Origin of the sequence: Butyricicoccus pullicaecorum, assembly GCF_002160355.1 — a bacterium.
GTDB lineage: Bacteria > Bacillota > Clostridia > Oscillospirales > Butyricicoccaceae > Butyricicoccus > Butyricicoccus pullicaecorum.
On record NZ_NFKK01000029.1, the window covers coordinates 1 to 16,541 of the forward strand.

The following is a 16,541-nucleotide window of genomic DNA, read 5'->3' on the forward strand; positions in this document are numbered from 1 at the left end:
AGATCGCGGACATCACCTTTAAGTTGGACGACAACCAAGAGGTCACCTTCCCGGGCACCAATACCGCGAGTGATAAGTCCTTGACCGTTGACAATCCCTTTGTGCATACGACGGACGACGCCCGGCGCGTAGTGTCCAACGTCATGAGCCAATACGGCGGGCGCAAGTTTACGGTAAGATCGCGTGGCAATCCGGTCAGCGAGACTGGTGACATCGACACCGTGGCGACTGCCTTCGGTACGACCATTTCGGCGCGTAGGTACAAGCACCAGCTCAAGCTGGTGGACGGCGTCATGCGAAATCTGCCGTCCTATCTAATTCAGACTGACACGGACAAGCGTTACGATCATAAGGTCATCCTGACTGGTACGGGCACATGGAAAGCCCCGACCGGCGTTACCGAAATCTATGTGCAGCTCGTTGGCGGCGGTGACGGCGGTAGCGGCGGTGAGGGCGGCGCATGGCTACACGAGGATGATTATAGTCCTGCACCGGGCAAGGCCGGAAAGGGTGGGCGTGTATTTATCGCTACGCTGTCCATCAACAGCGGGCAGTCGTTCGCGTATTCCTGCGGTAAAGGTGGCAAGGGCGGTGCTGGAGGTGCGCACGCGACATTTGGTATGCCACCGAAAGACGATCAGCAGCCCGGACAACCCGGAACCGCTGGAACTGCTACCACGTTTGGTGCGTATTCGTCGGCCAGTGGCAAAAGCTACCCGGCTGGCATTACGGATGTTGAGACCGGCAAATATTACGCCGCAGACGGCACCGACGGCAAAGCACAGGTTGACAACCCTAAAATGGCATCGTCGGGTGAGCCGAATACTGGTAATGCTGGCAGCGGCGGCGACAGCGGCGCAAACGGATATTTCACAGTGACAAGATACCCGGGCAGAAATGTCTACAAGGCCGAGTCATATCCATCCGATGGCGCGCGCGGTGGCGATGGCGCGGATGGTATCATCCTTGTCCAGTATAATGACCCGTGAGGTGAGGTATGGAACCGTTAAATTACAATCACACAGACCAGGAGTTTTGGAATTATACTGACCTGAACCGGGTGGAATCGTGGACTCAATACCTACGCGCCCAGCTGAATGCGTATGGATATGCTGCGCAAATCACCTCGAAAACATGGACAGCAGGGGAGTACCCTACACCTACCCAACTCGTCAGAATTCGGTCAAACATCAACGCGCTGCAAGACGTATGGTTTGCAGTCCCCGAATGGCGTGAACTGCTGGCAGTATATCGCCAGGACGGGTGCGAAACGATCACTGCTGAACAGGTCAACGCGCAGGAATGGGACTTGCAACAGATGTACGACTATTTGCAAGCTATGGTCTCGGCTTTTGAGCTGAAACAGGCTGGCACACCGTTTATGATTGCAGGAGGGATTTACAATGCAGGATAGAGTGCCCGCTCCGGGCAAGGAAAACCGCGTCCGTATCCGTTTGGATGACGGACGGACAATTGAGGGCGTATTGGAGTATGCAGACGATGCAAGTGTACAAGGCAGTGCATACAACAAGGCAAACGTGCTGCCGGATGATGTGTGTGCAGAATTGGGTATTGACACGTCGTCAGAGCCTAAAGATGCGTTTAATCAATTAAGCAATTCGATTAAACCTTATAAATTACTCGAAAAAATCACATCCAGTAAAAAATGGGTTTGCCCTGATGGCGTTTTTTATATCACCGCGCTTATTGTTGGAGGCGGTGGTGGCGGTGCCGTAACTGACTGGCGTGCGGGAGGAGGCCAAGGTGGGTGTTGTATGTTGGTTAGGGACATAAAAGTAGTTCCTGGCCAAGAATATAGTATAGTTATAGGTACAGGTGGAACAGCTGGAAGGCTCTCGGTAAGCCCGTCAAAGGGAGGGGATACTAAAGCGTTTGGATTTACTGCCATTGGAGGAGATCCAGCGTCAGAAGGAAAAGGCGGATGCAATCCTTTTGCGGGTTCTTTTGGTGGTGATACAAGCATAAAGGGGCATTATGGAGGACCAAATCTGCCCTATTTAGATGCAGAAGATGGTATTATTACCCCAAAAGATTATGCAGAAAGATTTTATACAGATTTGCTTTATGAAGATTGGTATGGTAGCGGCGGAGGAGGCACTGGAAACATAGGAGGCCCAAATGCAGGCGATGGGCAATACAACGCTAGTGGCAGTAATGCTCCGTCAGGATTTGGAGGCGGTGGTGGCGGAGGGGATGAAGGTTATTCCGGAGGAAAAGGTGGCAGCGGTGCTGTCTTGATCTATGTTAGAGGTGATTAAATGCAAAGTTATGCAAAAATCGAGAACGGTGTATGTGTAAACGCCGCTGTGTTTGAAGACGAAGAAACCGCCATTGATTTCGGCTATCCCGTCCAGTTGCCTGATGGCTATGGCATCGGTGACCTGTACGACGGCGAGAGCTGGAGCCATGCGCCCGCGCCTGAACCGGAACCCGTAGACCTCGCTGCTGTCCAGCAGGCCCGACAGACTGAAAACAAAGCTGCACTTGCGGCATGGCTGGCTGCGCACCCACTGCAATGGACGGACGGCAAAACCTACGGAGTGACCGAAGAAGACCAGAAAGAAATGGCGCTCAACCTGATGCAGTATCAGGTAGCGGTACAGGCCGGGCAGCCCAAGGTGCTCGAGTGGCACTCACAGAAACAAGGCTGCAGGGCGTTTGAACTCGAAGAGTTTACCGCGCTCTCGCTGGCCATCGCGGACTATGTATACCCGTATCTGCGCTATCAGGAGAGTATCAAGGAGGATATTTATGAGGCGCAAACGGCAGAGGAGGTCGCCAATGTCAAAATCGACTACGCGAGTGTTAGTCGCTAAGTACGCATACCTCGCCTGGTTTGGCGGGTCGCTGTACGTCACGCTGGAGGTCTTCTGGCGGGGCCGCAGCCATTGGACAATGTTCCTGCTCGCGGCACTGCTGTTCCTCGTCATCGGAGGCCTCAACGAGCTCATGGATGAGGCCCAGACCCAGATAGATGCCGTGCTGGCCAAGATCTCGCAGGGCATGAGTCTATGAAACGGCTGGGAAAATACCTGTACTTAGGATATTTCGGCGGATCGCTGTACGTCACGCTGGAAGTCTTCTGGCGCAGTCGGAGCCATTGGACAATGTTTGTCCTGGCGGCGATCTTGTTTGTACTCATCGGTCTGCTCAATGAGATTTGGACAAGCTGGCGGCTGATCCCGCAGGCGGTCGCCGGTGCGCTGATCGCCACGGCTGCCGAGCTGGTCACCGGCTGCATCGTCAACATTTGGCTCGGCTGGCATGTCTGGGACTACTCAGACATGCCCGGTAACCTGCTGGGGCAGATCTGCCCGCAGTTTGCGCTGCTGTGGGTGTTGCTGGCAGCCGTCGCAATCGTATTGGATGACCTTATCAGGTGGCGTTTTTTCGACGAGGAGCGCCCGCATTACAGGTTGTAGGAGGTACATATATGATTCATTTGACAGAAACCAAGGCCGCTATCATGGCCGGCGCGGGCGTGATCGGCGGCATGATTAGCCAGGCATTTGGCGGCTGGGATGCTGCGCTCATCACGCTGCTGATCTTTATGGCCATCGACTATGCGTCCGGTCTCGTCGTCGCGGGCGTGTTCCATTCCAGCGACAAAAGCGAGACTGGTGCACTCAACAGCGCAGCCTGTTGGCAAGGGCTGTTGAAAAAAGGGATGACGCTGATCATCGTCTTGGTGGCTGCGCGTCTGGATATCGTGCTGGGCACGGCGTTTGTCCGTGATGCGGTCGTGATTGCGTATGTGGTCAACGAGACCATCTCGATCATCGAAAATGCCGGTCTGATGGGCCTGCCGGTGCCAGACGTCATCATGCAGGCCATCAAACAGCTGCAAGGCAAAGAGCAAAAATAAAACGTGTCCAAATTGGACACGAGAAAGGAGCGATATATAAGTGAAAGGAATTGACGTCAGTAAACACAACGGCGCAGTGAATTGGACAAGCGCCGCCGCTGCGATCGACTTTGCCATCATTCGCGCAGGATACGGCAAGACCTACGTTGACCCGTGGTTTGAGCGTCATCTGGCAGGCGCACAGGCCGCAGGGCTGCGCGTGGGCGTGTATCATTACAGCTACGCGCTCACGGTCGAAGATGCGCGTGCAGAGGCGCGGCACCTGCTGGATATCATCAACGGTCGCAAGTTTGACATGCCTCTCTGGTTTGACATGGAGGACGCAGACGGATACAAGGCAAAGAAAAACTTTACGTTCAGCTGGCCCAACATCTCGGCCATCACACAGGCGTTTATCGATACCATCCGTGCAGCAGGATACCAGTGCGGCGTATACGCATCCAAGAGCTGGCTTGAGGATTACATCAATGTTGATGCTGACGCGATTTGGCTGGCACAGTGGTCGAGCAAGCCCAACTATGCAGGCCACTTTGATGTCTGGCAGAACAGCGACAGCGGCACCGTGCCGGGTGTGACCGGTAAGGTGGACACAAACATTTTGTATACCGAGTTTTGGACGGGACAGGAGGAAGAAGAGGAAATGAAAGTGTATACCCATACCGATCAGATGCCCGACTGGGCGCAGGACACCTTTTATCGGCTGATTGAGGCCGAGATCGTTAAGGTAGATGCCAAGGGCGAAATCGCCGTGCAGGAATGCAGCGTGCAGCCGATGGTGTATCTGGATCGTCTGTGCAGCGGCCAGATCGAGAAGCTGCCCGAGGCGATCAAGGCACTGCAGGAGAAATAAGCAGGAATAAAAAGGGCGGCCGATAAGCCGCCCTTTGATTAACCAATAAAAAGAGAGCCAGCTTCCACCGACTCTCTCAAGTATGCATCCGCAAACACATACCCCAATTATTAAATATAGTATACAACATCTTCACAAAAGATGCAAGCCTCATAAAAATTTTTTCAGAATAGCGATGCGACTAGGAAGATCGGGATGGATCACCTTAGCGGCTACGTTGCGATTTACAGATTTTCTATAGTCTTCAACGATCTTTTCAAAATCCCTAATAAATGCGTTGATTTCAGATTTCGGAAGCTCAAGTCGCTTTAAGTAGTAGCACATTAAGATGACGTAGTCGCCAATGGTCTTGAAGTTGACATATGGCAGACCAATTTCATGTTGCAGGCACGTTTTCATGGCATGCGTAGGGTCAATTTTACGAAAACGTGTATCAAATACAACAGCATTGTGGGCAATCGCGTTTCTTAAATCTTTGAGTGTGTAAATGTATTTATATACTAACTCTCGATTCGTGTCGTTATTCCCTAATGTATCGATACCAATTTTTCGTGAGATGTCATCTCGGACTTGAAATGTTAAACGAGACAACAAACATCCAAAATCACCCATTGTTAAGATTTCAAACAAGGCCCACAAAGGAACATTAGTATGATTGGCATTGTGATAGAAATGCGTGATTTGAGGATTTGAGGCTTTATATGCCTGAGCAAGATTTGACTGAATTGTGTTCTGGAGATTTAATTTATTCTGCTGCAAGGCGATTTTTTGTTTTTCTGTAGCATGTGCGGGAGCATTGGTATAGCTACTTACAACTTTGTCAAACATAACTTGTATATTTTCAGAATTACAAGCGGACATGATACATTCCAATGCAATGCTTTTTATTGCTGTTTCGATAAACATCATTTTTCCGTATAACAGCGTCTTTAGCTGGGAATCGTATTGAATTGTGGCATAGACTTCTCGATAGGAGGTAAAGGGTAGCCTGATGCCTGAATGGTTAAAAAAACGGTAACCTTTATATCCATGAAAGTAACCAGTGTTGATTAACTGACGCTTTTCTTTGCTTCCGGAAATCTGGATCCCGCTTTCGCGTAAATGCCGCATAAGCGCATCTGTACTTTTATATCCCATAAAATCCTCCAGAGCTATTTATTGACTATATATTATTATACGAAGTGGTTTATGAAAAAACAAGTAAAAAAAATAGTGATAATAAAGGTTCTTGTCGAAATATGCAACAATATCTAGAAGATCGGATTTTAGAAGAAAGTGAACTTAATTGCAAATTTTTCTTGAGTTATAGCGATTGCTTAGAGATCTGAACGTCAGGAATCTCAATTGATTCCGTGAGTAGAAGTATAATCTAAAGTTGGGTGGGGAGTATCGAGAGCTCATTGTTCACAATTTGGAATAAATCTTGAGCGAAGAAGTTGGTATTCCCACTTTATTCCCACTGACAGTATTTTTCTCTCATGAGCTTCATGGGCGTTGCCACCCCCTGCTAAGGGAGTAGGGCGCGAAAGCGTCGCGAGGGTTCAAATCCCTCGTTCTCCGCCAAGAAAAAGACCTGGATTTTCCGGGTCTTTTCTTTTTGTATCTCAAAAAAGTACACCCCGAAACCAATCGGTTCCGGGGTGTTTTTTACAGTGTTTTCAGGTAATGCTCACAGAGTTCGAGGATATGGCGCAGCTCACGCACGTCATCGAGCACTTGTCCGGTTTCCAGCGAGTGATTGCCGTGTCCGGTCAGATGCAGCGGCAGTCCCTTTTCCCGGCAGGTCTCAGCGACCAGATCGGTGGTTGCCAGCGGGTCGGCGGTACCGTGAAATACGATGCCGCGCGGCTGTAAACGTGGCAGGGATGCATCCACAGGGGTAAAGTAAAAGTGGAACGGTGTCAGGCCGTGCCGGTCGGCAAACAGCGAGGCAACCGCGGTGCCGATGCTCTTGGAGATGAAGAGCAGTTCTTCGCACTGGGTGAAGTCAATGCTGCCAAACTGCGCTTCGGCAGCGTCCAGCGCCTGCCGTACGCACTCGATCATGCGCTCTCTGGAACCCAGCGCATCGTCGGGGAATGGATCATATTGTATGGTGCGGATGTCAAATCCGGCATTGCGTGCCAGTCGCGTGCTGTAATAGATCAGCGGTTTGTCTGCGTGGTAGCCGATACCGGGAAAAATTAAAGCGAGTTTCATAAAAACGGCCTCCGTGGGAGATGTGAGTTTCCTTTATCATATCACAGGATAGGACGAAAGCATACTGCAATCGACAAGAAGACCGATTTTACACAAGAGACTGGGGATAAAACAGCACGCGCAGCAGACCGTCGGAGTCGGTGAACACGTCGGCGTCCACTTCGTACACCGACCGGATGAGCGAGCGGGTGAGTACGTCGCGCGGAGCGCCTGAGGCGACGATATGGCCGGACTGCATGACAAAAATGGTGTCACAGTACATAGCAGCGATGTTCAGGTCGTGGATAGCGGCAATGGCTGTGCGGTCTAGGCTGCGCACCAGGTCGAGCAGTTCCAGCTGATACTTGATGTCCAGATGGTTGGTCGGCTCGTCCAGAATCAGACAGGGTGTTTGCTGAGCCAGTGCGCGGGCGAGCAGGACGCGCTGCTGCTCACCGCCGGACAGGGTGGAAAACAAGCGGTCACGCAGCGAGGCAACGCCAACGCGCTCCATCGCCTCATGCACGATCTTGAAATCGGCTGCCGAGTCGCGTTCCAGCGCCCGTTTGTGCGGTGCACGTCCCATGAGCACGACATCCTGCACGGTAAACTCGAAGTTATAGAAGTTGTGCTGCGCAAGCACGGCGATCTTTTTGGCGGAGTCGCGGACACGGTATTCGGAAAGCGGCTGACCGTCCACAAAAACCGCACCCTCGGATGGCTTGAGCACGCGGTAGATGCACTTGAGCAGCGTGGACTTGCCCGACCCGTTGGGGCCGATCACGCCGACCAGCGAGCGGTCACCGGCGGTAAAGTCGATACCGTGTAAAATCTCCGTGCCACCCAGCATGGCGTGCAGATCATCGGTACGAATTTCCATCAGTCTCCACCTCCAAAGCCGTATTTGCGGCGTACCATGAGCCAGATAAAGCAGGGTGCACCAATCATGGCGGTGAGCACGCCGATGGGCAGCTCGGCACCCGGAATGAGCACGCGGCAGAGCACGTCTGCCCACAACAGGAAGATGGCACCGAGCAGCGCCGAGATTGGCACGATCTTTTTATGGTCGGAGCCGAACAGGATGCGCACGATGTGCGGGATGACCAGACCGACAAAGCCGATGATACCCGCGGTGTAGACCGCGCAGCCGACCAGAAGCGAGGCGACGAGCAGATAGGCAAGCCGTCTGCGGTGCAGATCGACGCCCAGCGTGAGCGCGGTGTCGTCACCGAGCAGCATGAGGTTGAGCGTGCGGAACTGACTCCAGAAAAAGAGCAGTCCGAGCAGGCTGATGACCAGAATGGGGATGTTGGTCGGCCATTCGGCACCGGCTAGACTGCCCATCGTCCAGCGCATGAGCGTCTGGGCGGCGTTGGCACTTGCCGACAGATATAACAGGAAGTTGGAGAAGGCTGCACACACCGACGACAGCGCGGTACCGGCGAGCAGTAATTTGACCGCGTTGGCGCGTCCGCCGAGGTTTGCCAGTGCGACCACGGCGACCGACACGGCAAACGCACCGATGAAGGCGAGCACGCCGGGTGCGTTTGCGCCGAGCAGACCGGTACCTACACCGGTCAGAATGGCGAGGGAAGCGCCGAGCGACGCGCCCGAGGACACGCCGAGCACGTAGGGGTCGGCCAGGGGATTGCGCACGATGGCCTGCATGACCACGCCGGCAAGCGACAGACACATGCCCACGCCGATGGCAAGTACCAGCCGGGGCAGACGGACAAACCAAACGATGTCGCTGACCGCGCCGGTGCCGTAGACCGCCGGGTCGCCTACGCCAAAGGTTTTAAACAAAATGACGCGGTAGACCTCTCCGATGGAGATGTCTACCGAGCCAAGGGTGACCGCTGCCGCAAGCGAGAGCAGGACGGCAGCAGTCAGAAGCGCGATGACCAACAGATAGGTCGGTCGACCGCGAAGTATTCCGTTTTGTTTCATGGCTTATTTGGCATCCGGGTACAGGTCGGGGTAGAGTGCCTGCGCGAAGTCCAGCACACCGTCCAACGTGCGCATGCCGCTGCAATAGATGCCCGACAGGTTGATGGGGAAGACCTTGCCGTTCTGCACTGCGCTGAGCGAGGCAAACTTGGGGTCCTTGGTGAGCAGTTCGACAACATGGTCGCCTGCGTAATCGGTCTCACCGACCGTATAACCATCATACCAGACCATAAAGATGGCATCCGGATTGACAGAGATCAGTTCTTCGGCCGAGATGTTCGCCGTGTTGTCGTCTGCACCGACGGCAAGCACGGCACCCACCTGCTCCGCGACGTTGCCGCCCAGCGTTGTGTGACTGTACACGCGGTAGCTGTCACCCTCATCTTCCAGAATGGCGATGCGCGGCGGCTCTTTGTCCTTTACATAGTCCTGGATCTTGACCAGTTCGTCCTGGATCTCGTCCACAAGCTGCTGTGCGCGATCTTCTACGCCGAAGATCTTGCCCAGCGTCATAATGTCTTCCATCTCCTCGGCGATCGTCTGGGGTGCGTCGGTCGACGAACCGCGACATGCGCTGTTGAGCGCCATGTAGGTGTTCACGCCGCGTTCGTGCCAGAAGCCAACATCACCCATGCGCTTGTCGTCAAAGGTGCTATACCAGCCGGTGATGAAGTCGGGCTGAAGACCGAGCACGGTCTCCTTGCCTGGGAAGGTATCATAATAGTTGATGGTCTCAAATTCATCCTGCAAGTCGGCGCGGACTGCACCGTCCAGGCCGCATGCGCCTACGATCTTGTCAGCAAGACCGAGTGCGAGCAGGATCTCGATGTTATCCTGACCCTGTGCCCATACGCGCTCGGGCGCCTTTTGGAAGGTCTCTTCCACAGGCTGCCGTGCGTAGTTGTAGGTGGTGATGGTCAGGGGATAGCCGGACGACTGCGTCGTCGTCTCGGACGTAGCAGGTGTGGTGGATTGCGTGTCCTGGCTGTTGCTGCCGCCGCAGGCGGTGAGCGAAAAGACCAGACACAGACCGAGTGCGCCGGCCATCAGGCGTTTTCCGAGGTTCATTGGTGATCGATCTCCTTTGATTTTTGTCGATTTGGGGCACAAAAAAGCCCTGTTCGGTGAGAACAGGGCAAAAGCAGGCAGACCGGCACCACAGATCGGCGCACCGGCCGGCGGGACGCTTTCTGCGGAAGTTCCCACCAGCACAGTTCAGCAGGCTTCCTGGCTTACGTTCACAGCATTTCCGTGCCTTCTCGTCCGTCGGACAATGGCGCTTTTACGGAGACGCTCCCGTTTCACAGTGACCGGATCGCTCGGGATTTGCACCCGATTTCCTATTATCCCATCCCATGTGGATGGGCACTGAACTGATTGGTTAGCCTTATGATAGTCCGCGGCTGGACGAATGTCAATAGAGGGGGTATAACCGAACGGAATAGCAGGAACACATCCGGTTTGCCATAGCTTACCGAGCCGCTTTGACCGGCATCGTGTGCGAAAAATTGGAGAAATCGAGCGTGCAGCCCGGAATGTGGTCAAGTCCGATGTGATTTTCGCTGAAAAGCACCGTGTGCTATAAGCATTTGGCATAGGGTAAGGTCACTGATGGCGCAGAAAGTCCTCGATCTGCTGGCAGGCGGCGCGAACTTCCCAGAGCAGCTCGTTTGCCGTCATGCGCTCGGAGCCGTGACCCAGAATGATAGCCTGTTCCAGACCGTCCGAGGTCGCGACCTTGACACGATGGGCGCGAGACAGGTCATAGGACGCTTTCTCGATGTACATGTCGGCAGTCTCGGCGGTCTTGGTGTAGACTACGTGGATGCCGTGTACCTTCTCGATCGAACCGGGATTGTCCTTGACGCGGTAGGCATCAAAGACCAGGATGAGGTGACATTTTTTGACGCCCTGATAGTTGCTCAGCAGGTGGATGAGCGCCGAGCGGGCGGCATCCAGATCGTCGTCGGCGAGGGCTTTGAGTTCGTCCCAAGCAAAGATGATGTTGTAGCCGTCAACGAGCAGGTAGTCGTCGGGTTTGACGCGTGAGAGATTGTCGACCGACGGCGGCGGGGTGCGCTTGAGACTCTGCCGGAACGCGTCCAGTCCACGGTTTTTGATCGGGCCGTAGGTGCGCACAAAGATTTCTTCCAGCTCGGCGTCCAGTCCGCTGCCGCCCGACCAGACCGCTGCACGCTGCGGCGTGCGCTGGGGTTCGTCCTTGGGCGTGAGTGACAGACCGGAATCGACGTGCGCGTGTGCGGGGACTTCGTTCCAGGGAACGAGATAGCCCGCACCGTGCGAGCAGAAGACCGAGCCGGTCGGGTTGTCCACATCGCGCTCCGGGTCGTAGCCCGCAGCTTCGATGACCGCATCGGCATTGTGGCACGGACGATAACCGAGCAGCGTGCACGATAGCTGACCGCGTCCGCTGGTGTATGCGGTGACCTCGGCGGCGTAGCCGCGTGCTGATGCAACCGGGATCTCACCGGTCAGCACGGCGAACTCGCCCTGCTGGGTGGGTGATTCAAAGGTACCACTCATGCGCTGGATGTCGGTCATTGCCCGGCCGACATTGCCCTGCGGCACGCGCAGCGTGAAGGCATACCACGGCTCGAGCAGTACGCTGTCCGCCTGCATCAGTCCCTGACGCACCGCACGGTAAGTCGCCTGTCGGAAGTCACCGCCCTCGGTGTGCTTGACGTGCGACCGTCCGGCCAGCACGGTGATGTTCACGTCGGTCAGCGGCGCACCGGTCAGCACACCCGGATGCTCGCGCTCGGCGAGGTGGGTCAGAATCAGTCTCTGATAGGACGGGTCGAGCTGGTCAGCCGGACAGCGGGTGTCCAGCGTGATACCGCTGCCGCGCTCGGCAGGTTCGATCAGCAGATGCACCTCGGCATAGTGGCGCAGCGGCTCAAAGTGACCGATGCCGATGACCGCATTTTGGATGGTCTCCTTGTATACGATGTTGCCCTGATCGAAGGTGACCGCCAGACCGAACCGCTCGTCCAGCAGTCGGGTGAGTACCTCGAGCTGCACCTGTCCCATGAGCTGAATGTGGATCTCCTCGAGCGCTTCGCTCCACAGCACACGCAAAAGAGGGTCTTCTTCCTCAATCAGACGGAGTTTTTGCAGCAAGGTGTGACTGTCGCAGCCGTCCGGCGGCAGCACGCGATAGGTCAGAACCGGTTCGAGCACAGCGGCTTCACCGCCCGGGTCAGCGCCCAGCGCCTGACCGGGATAGGTCTGGGTCAGACCGGTCACCGCGCACACCGTGCCCGCGTCGGCACGGTCGGTGGTCTGAAAGCGCGTGCCCGAGTAAATGCGAATCTGGCTGACCTTTTCCTGCCAGCTTTCACCGCGAGTCTCGCCCGAGATCGCGCTGCGCACGGTCAGACTGCCGCCTGTGATCTTCAAATGGGTCAGGCGTGCACCTTGTTCATCGCGGGTGATCTTGAAAACACGGGCGGCGAAGTCGTCCGAATAGTCGGGGATGCGCGCAAAGCGGGATAGACCGTCCAGAAATTCCTGTACGCCATCGAGCGGCAGCGCCGCGCCAAAGAAGCAGGGGAAAACACGGCGGGAGGCAATCAGACCGGCGATCTGTGCGTCGGTCGGCATCTCGCCTGCAAGATAGCGGTCGAGCAGTTCCTCGTCGGTGGTCGCAAGCGCCTCGTAGAGCGCATCCGGCGTGTCCGAAAAGTCGATGCAGCCGTCGGACAGCTGGGTTTGCAGGTCGGCAAGCAGCGCGGTGCGGTCGGCACCCGGTAAGTCCATCTTGTTGACGAACAGGAAGGTTGGGATGCCGCGTCGCTCGAGCAGCTGCCACAGCGTTAGTGTGTGACCCTGTACGCCGTCGGTACCGCTTACGACCAGAATGGCGCAGTCGAGCACCTGCAAGGTGCGCTCCATCTCGGCTGAAAAGTCTACGTGACCAGGGGTGTCCAGCAGGGTGACCTGCACGTCGTCTCCGAGCGGGAAGACGGCCTGCTTGGAAAAAATCGTGATGCCGCGCTCGCGTTCAATCGCGTCGGTGTCTAAGAATGCGTCCTTGTGGTCGACACGTCCGCGGCGGCGCAGCGCACCGGAAAGATATAAAAGCCCTTCGGACAGCGTGGTTTTGCCCGCGTCGACATGGGCTAAAATGCCAATAACAAGTTTTTTCATCGGTCAATCGCTCCAAAATGTACGGCGGGAAGCCAGAACCCGCCTGATGAGTGGAAAAAGGCTGCAATCAGCCAATATACTACAAAGTATATCACAAAATACGCGCGGGTAAAAGGCGGGAATCGCCGATACGCATTGTCAGCACATGCGGGATGTGATACAATAAGAGCAAAAACATGACTTTTTAGGGGGGCGTTTCAGATGGAACAGATCAAAACGGTAGCGCTGATCGGATTGGGCGGTATTGGCTGCTCGTTGTCGCGCGAATTGTGCCGCGCGGTTGGTTATGAGAATTTCCGGGTCATCGCGGACGGTGCACGCCGGGAACGGCTGGAGCAGCAGGGCGTGACCATCAACGGTGAAAACTGCCATTTTCAGATCGTATCACCGGGAGAGCAGACCACACCGGCCGACCTTGTGATCGTAACCGTTAAATTTGGCGGACTTGAGCAGGCAATTCAGGACATTGCCGGTCAGGTGGGGGAGAATACCATTATTTTGCCCTTTCTCAACGGCATCAGCGCCGAGGAGATGATTGCTAAGGTTTACGGCTGGGAACATGTGATTTACGGCATGGTTCGCCGCGCTGTCCTCATGCAGAACGGCGTGTGCACCTACGACCCCAATCTGGGCACCTATTATTTCGGTGAGTCTAAAAACCACGAAATCAGCGACCGCGTCGCACGGGTGCAGGAACTGTTCGACCGCGCTGGACTGCACTACGAAAATCCGGACGATATGATTCGGATTAAGTGGGCCAAGTACATGGCAAACGTCAGCGAAAATCAGTCTGCGGCCATTCTGGGCATTCCCTATGCTGCGTGGTACGAGGACGGAAACGACGCGAACTGGATTCGCGAGGCATCCTGCCGGGAGGTCATCGCGGTGGCGCAGCGTATGGGTGTCGATCTTGGCGAGGATGATCTCATCCGCCAGCGCGAAATGGCAAAGTGCGTGCCCGCGTGGGGCAAGCCGTCCACCTTACAGGACATCGAGGCGGGCAGACCGACCGAAGTGGAAATGTTTTCGGGAACGCTGTCTCGTTTGGGACGGGAATATGGTGTGCCCACGCCCATCAGTGACCTGTTTTACCACATGATCCGTGTGCTGGAGCAGAAGAACGCGGGTGCGTTCGATGTTGGACCGGATAAAGAATAAAAACCGTACCAAAAGAAAAAGTCATGCCGGGTCAAGGCATGACTTTTTGCGTGTAAGAGTAAAATAAAAGCACTGACTTTCTGCTGGAAATCAGTGCTTTAGCTGCAAATATTTACTTTGCGCGGCGCAGATACTCGTCCACAACCGGAGGGGTCATGCGGTTCGCGTTTGCCAGTGCGTAGAAAAATCCTTCGGCCAGTAAATCAAGCTTCTTGCCCATGATGGTTGCCTCCTTGTGTAGAAGTATATATTTTGTATTGGATGCTTTTCTTGATTACATTTTAATTATATACAGATAGCACAAAAATGCAATGCGTTTCTTGTACAAAATGTCGAGAAACTGTGCGTGTGTTTCCTGGACGTATTACACAATTATAAAGGAGCATATTTGTGTATAACGCTGGAAAACAGGCGTGTGCGTATCATGCTTGGAAAACTGTAAAAATTCGGTAAAATCGCATATTGAAAGCGGAAGACAATGCGCTTATACTGATACAGTCGGTTTCAGCCGACACTTTTTTTGACTTTAGACCAAAGGATGGGACAACGTGAAAGACTTGACCAAGGGCAAGCCCTTACCGCTTATCGTGGGCTTTGCCATTCCGATTTTGATCGGTAATCTGTTTCAGTTATTCTACAATCTTGCCGATACGCGCATCGTGGGCAGTTTTCTGGGTGATACCGCGCTGGCGGCGGTCGGTGCGACCGGCTCGCTGAATAGTCTGGTGATCGGCATGATGACAGGCCTCACGACCGGTTTTGCCATGATTCCGGCGCGTTATTTTGGTGCCGGAGACCGGGACGAAGTACGTCGGTCGGTGGGTTCGATCTTTGTGCTTGCCGTTGTGACTGCGCTCACGCTCACTGTGCTCACAGTAGCCTTTCTGCCGCAGATTTTACGCCTGCTCAACACGCCTGAGCACCTACTTGCGCAGTCGGCAGCTTATTTTCGTATCATTCTGCTCGGTATGCTGGCGACCATGCTCTATAATGCATCGGCAGCCACACTTCGCGCGGTGGGTGACTCGGTAACGCCGCTGATCTTTCTGATACTCGCCTCGGTGCTCAACGTTGGACTTGACCTCTTGTGTGTCGGTGTGTTCCAGCTGGGTGTGCAGGGTGCAGCACTGGCGACCGTTGCAGCGCAAGCAGTATCGGTTGTGTGCTGTCTGGTCTATGCTCATCGCAAGTACCCGGAACTGTGGCCGCACGGTGCGGACTTCCACGTCACGCGTCACATGGCTGCCCAGCTGTACGGCGCTGGTCTGTCCATGGCGCTCATGTACTGCTTGGTTAATATCGGTTCGGTCGTGCTTCAGGGTGTCATCAATACCTTTGGTGAGAGCATTATTGTCGCACACACGGCGGCGCGTCGCCTGACAGAGTTGTTTATGCTGCCCATGTCGGTATTGGGTGCGACCATGGCAACCTATTGCAGTCAGAACTTCGGCGCACGCCGTCCCGATCGTATTCGCAAGGGTCTCTGGCTGGCGCTGTGCATTGCGTGGACAGCCTGTGCGGTTGTGATCGTGCTCAGCTATACCGTGGTGCCCATGCTCATCCGCATGGTGACCGGTACGGAAAACCAGGAGGTGATCGATACCGCAAGTCTGTATCTGCGGGTCGATACGCTGTTTTACTTTGTCACGGCGGCAATTTCTATTCTGCGCAATGCGCTTCAGGGTGTGGGTGATCGCTGGACACCGCTTTTGTCGAGCGGGATTGAGCTCTTCGGCAAAGTGGCAGTTGTACTGTTCTTGACACCCAAACTGGCATATTTTGGTGTCATCATTGCCGAGCCGATCGTCTGGATTTTGATGGTCATTCCGTTGGTTGTTCAGGTGTTCAAACATCCGGGTTTTCGCAAGGATAGCATGCACGGGATAGCTGATCAGGTGAAAGTATAAGGATAAAAATGTCGAGAAACGCGGGATTTTCCCGCGTTTTTTGTGTTTTGGGAGAAAAAAGGGTGAGGAAAGAAGAACGACGGAATGGTTTTTTGGTTTCGGTGCTGGACAAATGGCGGCGGATATCGTATAATAGAAAAACAATATGCGGGTATGGCGGAATTGGCAGACGCGCCAGATTTAGGTTCTGGTGTCCCAGACGTGCAGGTTCAAGTCCTGTTACCCGCACCAAAATTATCATAGAAGTCTATTCGTAACTGCATTGTAGAATGTAATTGCGCAGCAGTTCGGACAGGACTTGAACCCTGCGGGATTTCACATTCAAAACGCGGCAGCGTTTTGAAGTCCTGTTACCCGCACCACATTTTTCATAACAAGTCTTTTCGGAACTGTATTGTAAGTTCTTTTTGCGCAGCAGTTCGGACAGGACTTGAACCCTGCG

At 54.5% G+C, this 16,541-nt stretch carries 16 protein-coding genes, 1 tRNA gene and 1 riboswitch; of the genes, 11 read left to right on the forward strand and 6 right to left on the reverse strand.

Annotation, left to right across the window (positions count from 1 at the left end; all coding sequences use genetic code 11):
• The 8 genes from B5F17_RS14905 to B5F17_RS13975 all read left to right on the forward strand — a co-directional run.
• Positions 1-989: glycine-rich domain-containing protein (locus tag B5F17_RS14905; RefSeq protein WP_162608195.1), on the forward strand; the 989-nt coding region annotated here is incomplete at its 5' end.
• A gap of 8 nt (positions 990-997) precedes the next feature.
• A complete protein-coding gene (locus tag B5F17_RS13945) occupies positions 998-1,414 on the forward strand; it encodes a hypothetical protein (RefSeq protein ID WP_087374792.1) in 417 nt (138 codons plus the stop codon).
• Entirely contained in the window at positions 1,404-2,279 is an 876-nt protein-coding gene (locus B5F17_RS13950; RefSeq protein ID WP_087374794.1) for a glycine-rich domain-containing protein, read from the forward strand. The genes B5F17_RS13945 and B5F17_RS13950 overlap by 11 nt, the downstream gene beginning before the upstream one ends.
• Positions 2,280-2,837, forward strand: coding sequence for a hypothetical protein (locus B5F17_RS13955; RefSeq protein WP_087374796.1), 558 nt, complete (start codon positions 2,280-2,282; stop codon positions 2,835-2,837).
• Positions 2,803-3,036 carry a hypothetical protein gene (locus B5F17_RS13960; RefSeq protein ID WP_087374798.1) on the forward strand — a complete coding sequence of 78 codons (234 nt, stop codon included), beginning with the start codon at positions 2,803-2,805 and terminating at the stop codon, positions 3,034-3,036. Before B5F17_RS13955 ends, B5F17_RS13960 begins: the two co-directional genes overlap by 35 nt.
• Positions 3,033-3,443, forward strand: coding sequence for a putative ABC transporter permease (locus tag B5F17_RS13965; protein WP_087374800.1), 411 nt, complete (start codon positions 3,033-3,035; stop codon positions 3,441-3,443). The genes B5F17_RS13960 and B5F17_RS13965 overlap by 4 nt, the downstream gene beginning before the upstream one ends.
• Before the next feature lie 11 nt (positions 3,444-3,454).
• Entirely contained in the window at positions 3,455-3,886 is a 432-nt protein-coding gene (locus B5F17_RS13970) for a phage holin family protein (RefSeq protein ID WP_087374802.1), read from the forward strand.
• A 40-nt stretch (positions 3,887-3,926) separates the two neighbouring features.
• Positions 3,927-4,736, forward strand: a complete 810-nt coding sequence (locus B5F17_RS13975) for a GH25 family lysozyme (RefSeq protein ID WP_087374804.1) — start codon at positions 3,927-3,929, stop codon at positions 4,734-4,736.
• A 150-nt stretch (positions 4,737-4,886) separates the two neighbouring features.
• On the opposite strand, the gene B5F17_RS13980 is transcribed toward B5F17_RS13975, so the two are convergent.
• The 6 genes from B5F17_RS13980 to B5F17_RS14005 form a co-directional block, all read right to left on the reverse strand.
• Complete coding sequence (locus B5F17_RS13980; RefSeq protein WP_087374806.1) at positions 4,887-5,873, reverse strand: Abi family protein; 987 nt, start codon at positions 5,871-5,873, stop codon at positions 4,887-4,889.
• Between the two features lie 510 nt (positions 5,874-6,383).
• Positions 6,384-6,935 carry a hypothetical protein gene (locus B5F17_RS13985; RefSeq protein ID WP_087374809.1) on the reverse strand — a complete coding sequence of 184 codons (552 nt, stop codon included), beginning with the start codon at positions 6,933-6,935 and terminating at the stop codon, positions 6,384-6,386.
• A gap of 88 nt (positions 6,936-7,023) precedes the next feature.
• Complete coding sequence (locus B5F17_RS13990) at positions 7,024-7,794, reverse strand: ABC transporter ATP-binding protein (protein WP_087374811.1); 771 nt, start codon at positions 7,792-7,794, stop codon at positions 7,024-7,026.
• Positions 7,794-8,864, reverse strand: coding sequence for a FecCD family ABC transporter permease (locus B5F17_RS13995; RefSeq protein ID WP_087374813.1), 1,071 nt, complete (start codon positions 8,862-8,864; stop codon positions 7,794-7,796). The genes B5F17_RS13990 and B5F17_RS13995 overlap by 1 nt, the downstream gene beginning before the upstream one ends.
• A 3-nt stretch (positions 8,865-8,867) precedes the next feature.
• Positions 8,868-9,932, reverse strand: a complete 1,065-nt coding sequence (locus B5F17_RS14000; RefSeq protein WP_087374815.1) for an ABC transporter substrate-binding protein — start codon at positions 9,930-9,932, stop codon at positions 8,868-8,870.
• Positions 9,933-10,064: 132 nt separating this feature from the next.
• A riboswitch (cobalamin riboswitch) is annotated at positions 10,065-10,250 on the reverse strand.
• A gap of 219 nt (positions 10,251-10,469) precedes the next feature.
• Entirely contained in the window at positions 10,470-13,034 is a 2,565-nt protein-coding gene (locus B5F17_RS14005) for a translation factor GTPase family protein (RefSeq protein ID WP_087374817.1), read from the reverse strand.
• Between the two features lie 201 nt (positions 13,035-13,235).
• On the opposite strand from B5F17_RS14005, the gene B5F17_RS14010 reads away from it, so the two are divergent.
• From B5F17_RS14010 to B5F17_RS14020, 3 genes are all read left to right on the forward strand, one after another.
• Positions 13,236-14,192, forward strand: coding sequence for a ketopantoate reductase family protein (locus tag B5F17_RS14010; RefSeq protein WP_087374819.1), 957 nt, complete (start codon positions 13,236-13,238; stop codon positions 14,190-14,192).
• 548 nt (positions 14,193-14,740) lie between these two features.
• Positions 14,741-16,099 (forward strand): MATE family efflux transporter, encoded by a 1,359-nt coding sequence (locus B5F17_RS14015; protein ID WP_087374821.1) that lies wholly within the window; start codon positions 14,741-14,743, stop codon positions 16,097-16,099.
• Between the two features lie 147 nt (positions 16,100-16,246).
• Positions 16,247-16,330 (forward strand) — tRNA-Leu (locus B5F17_RS14020).
• The last annotated feature ends 211 nt before the right edge of the window (positions 16,331-16,541 follow it).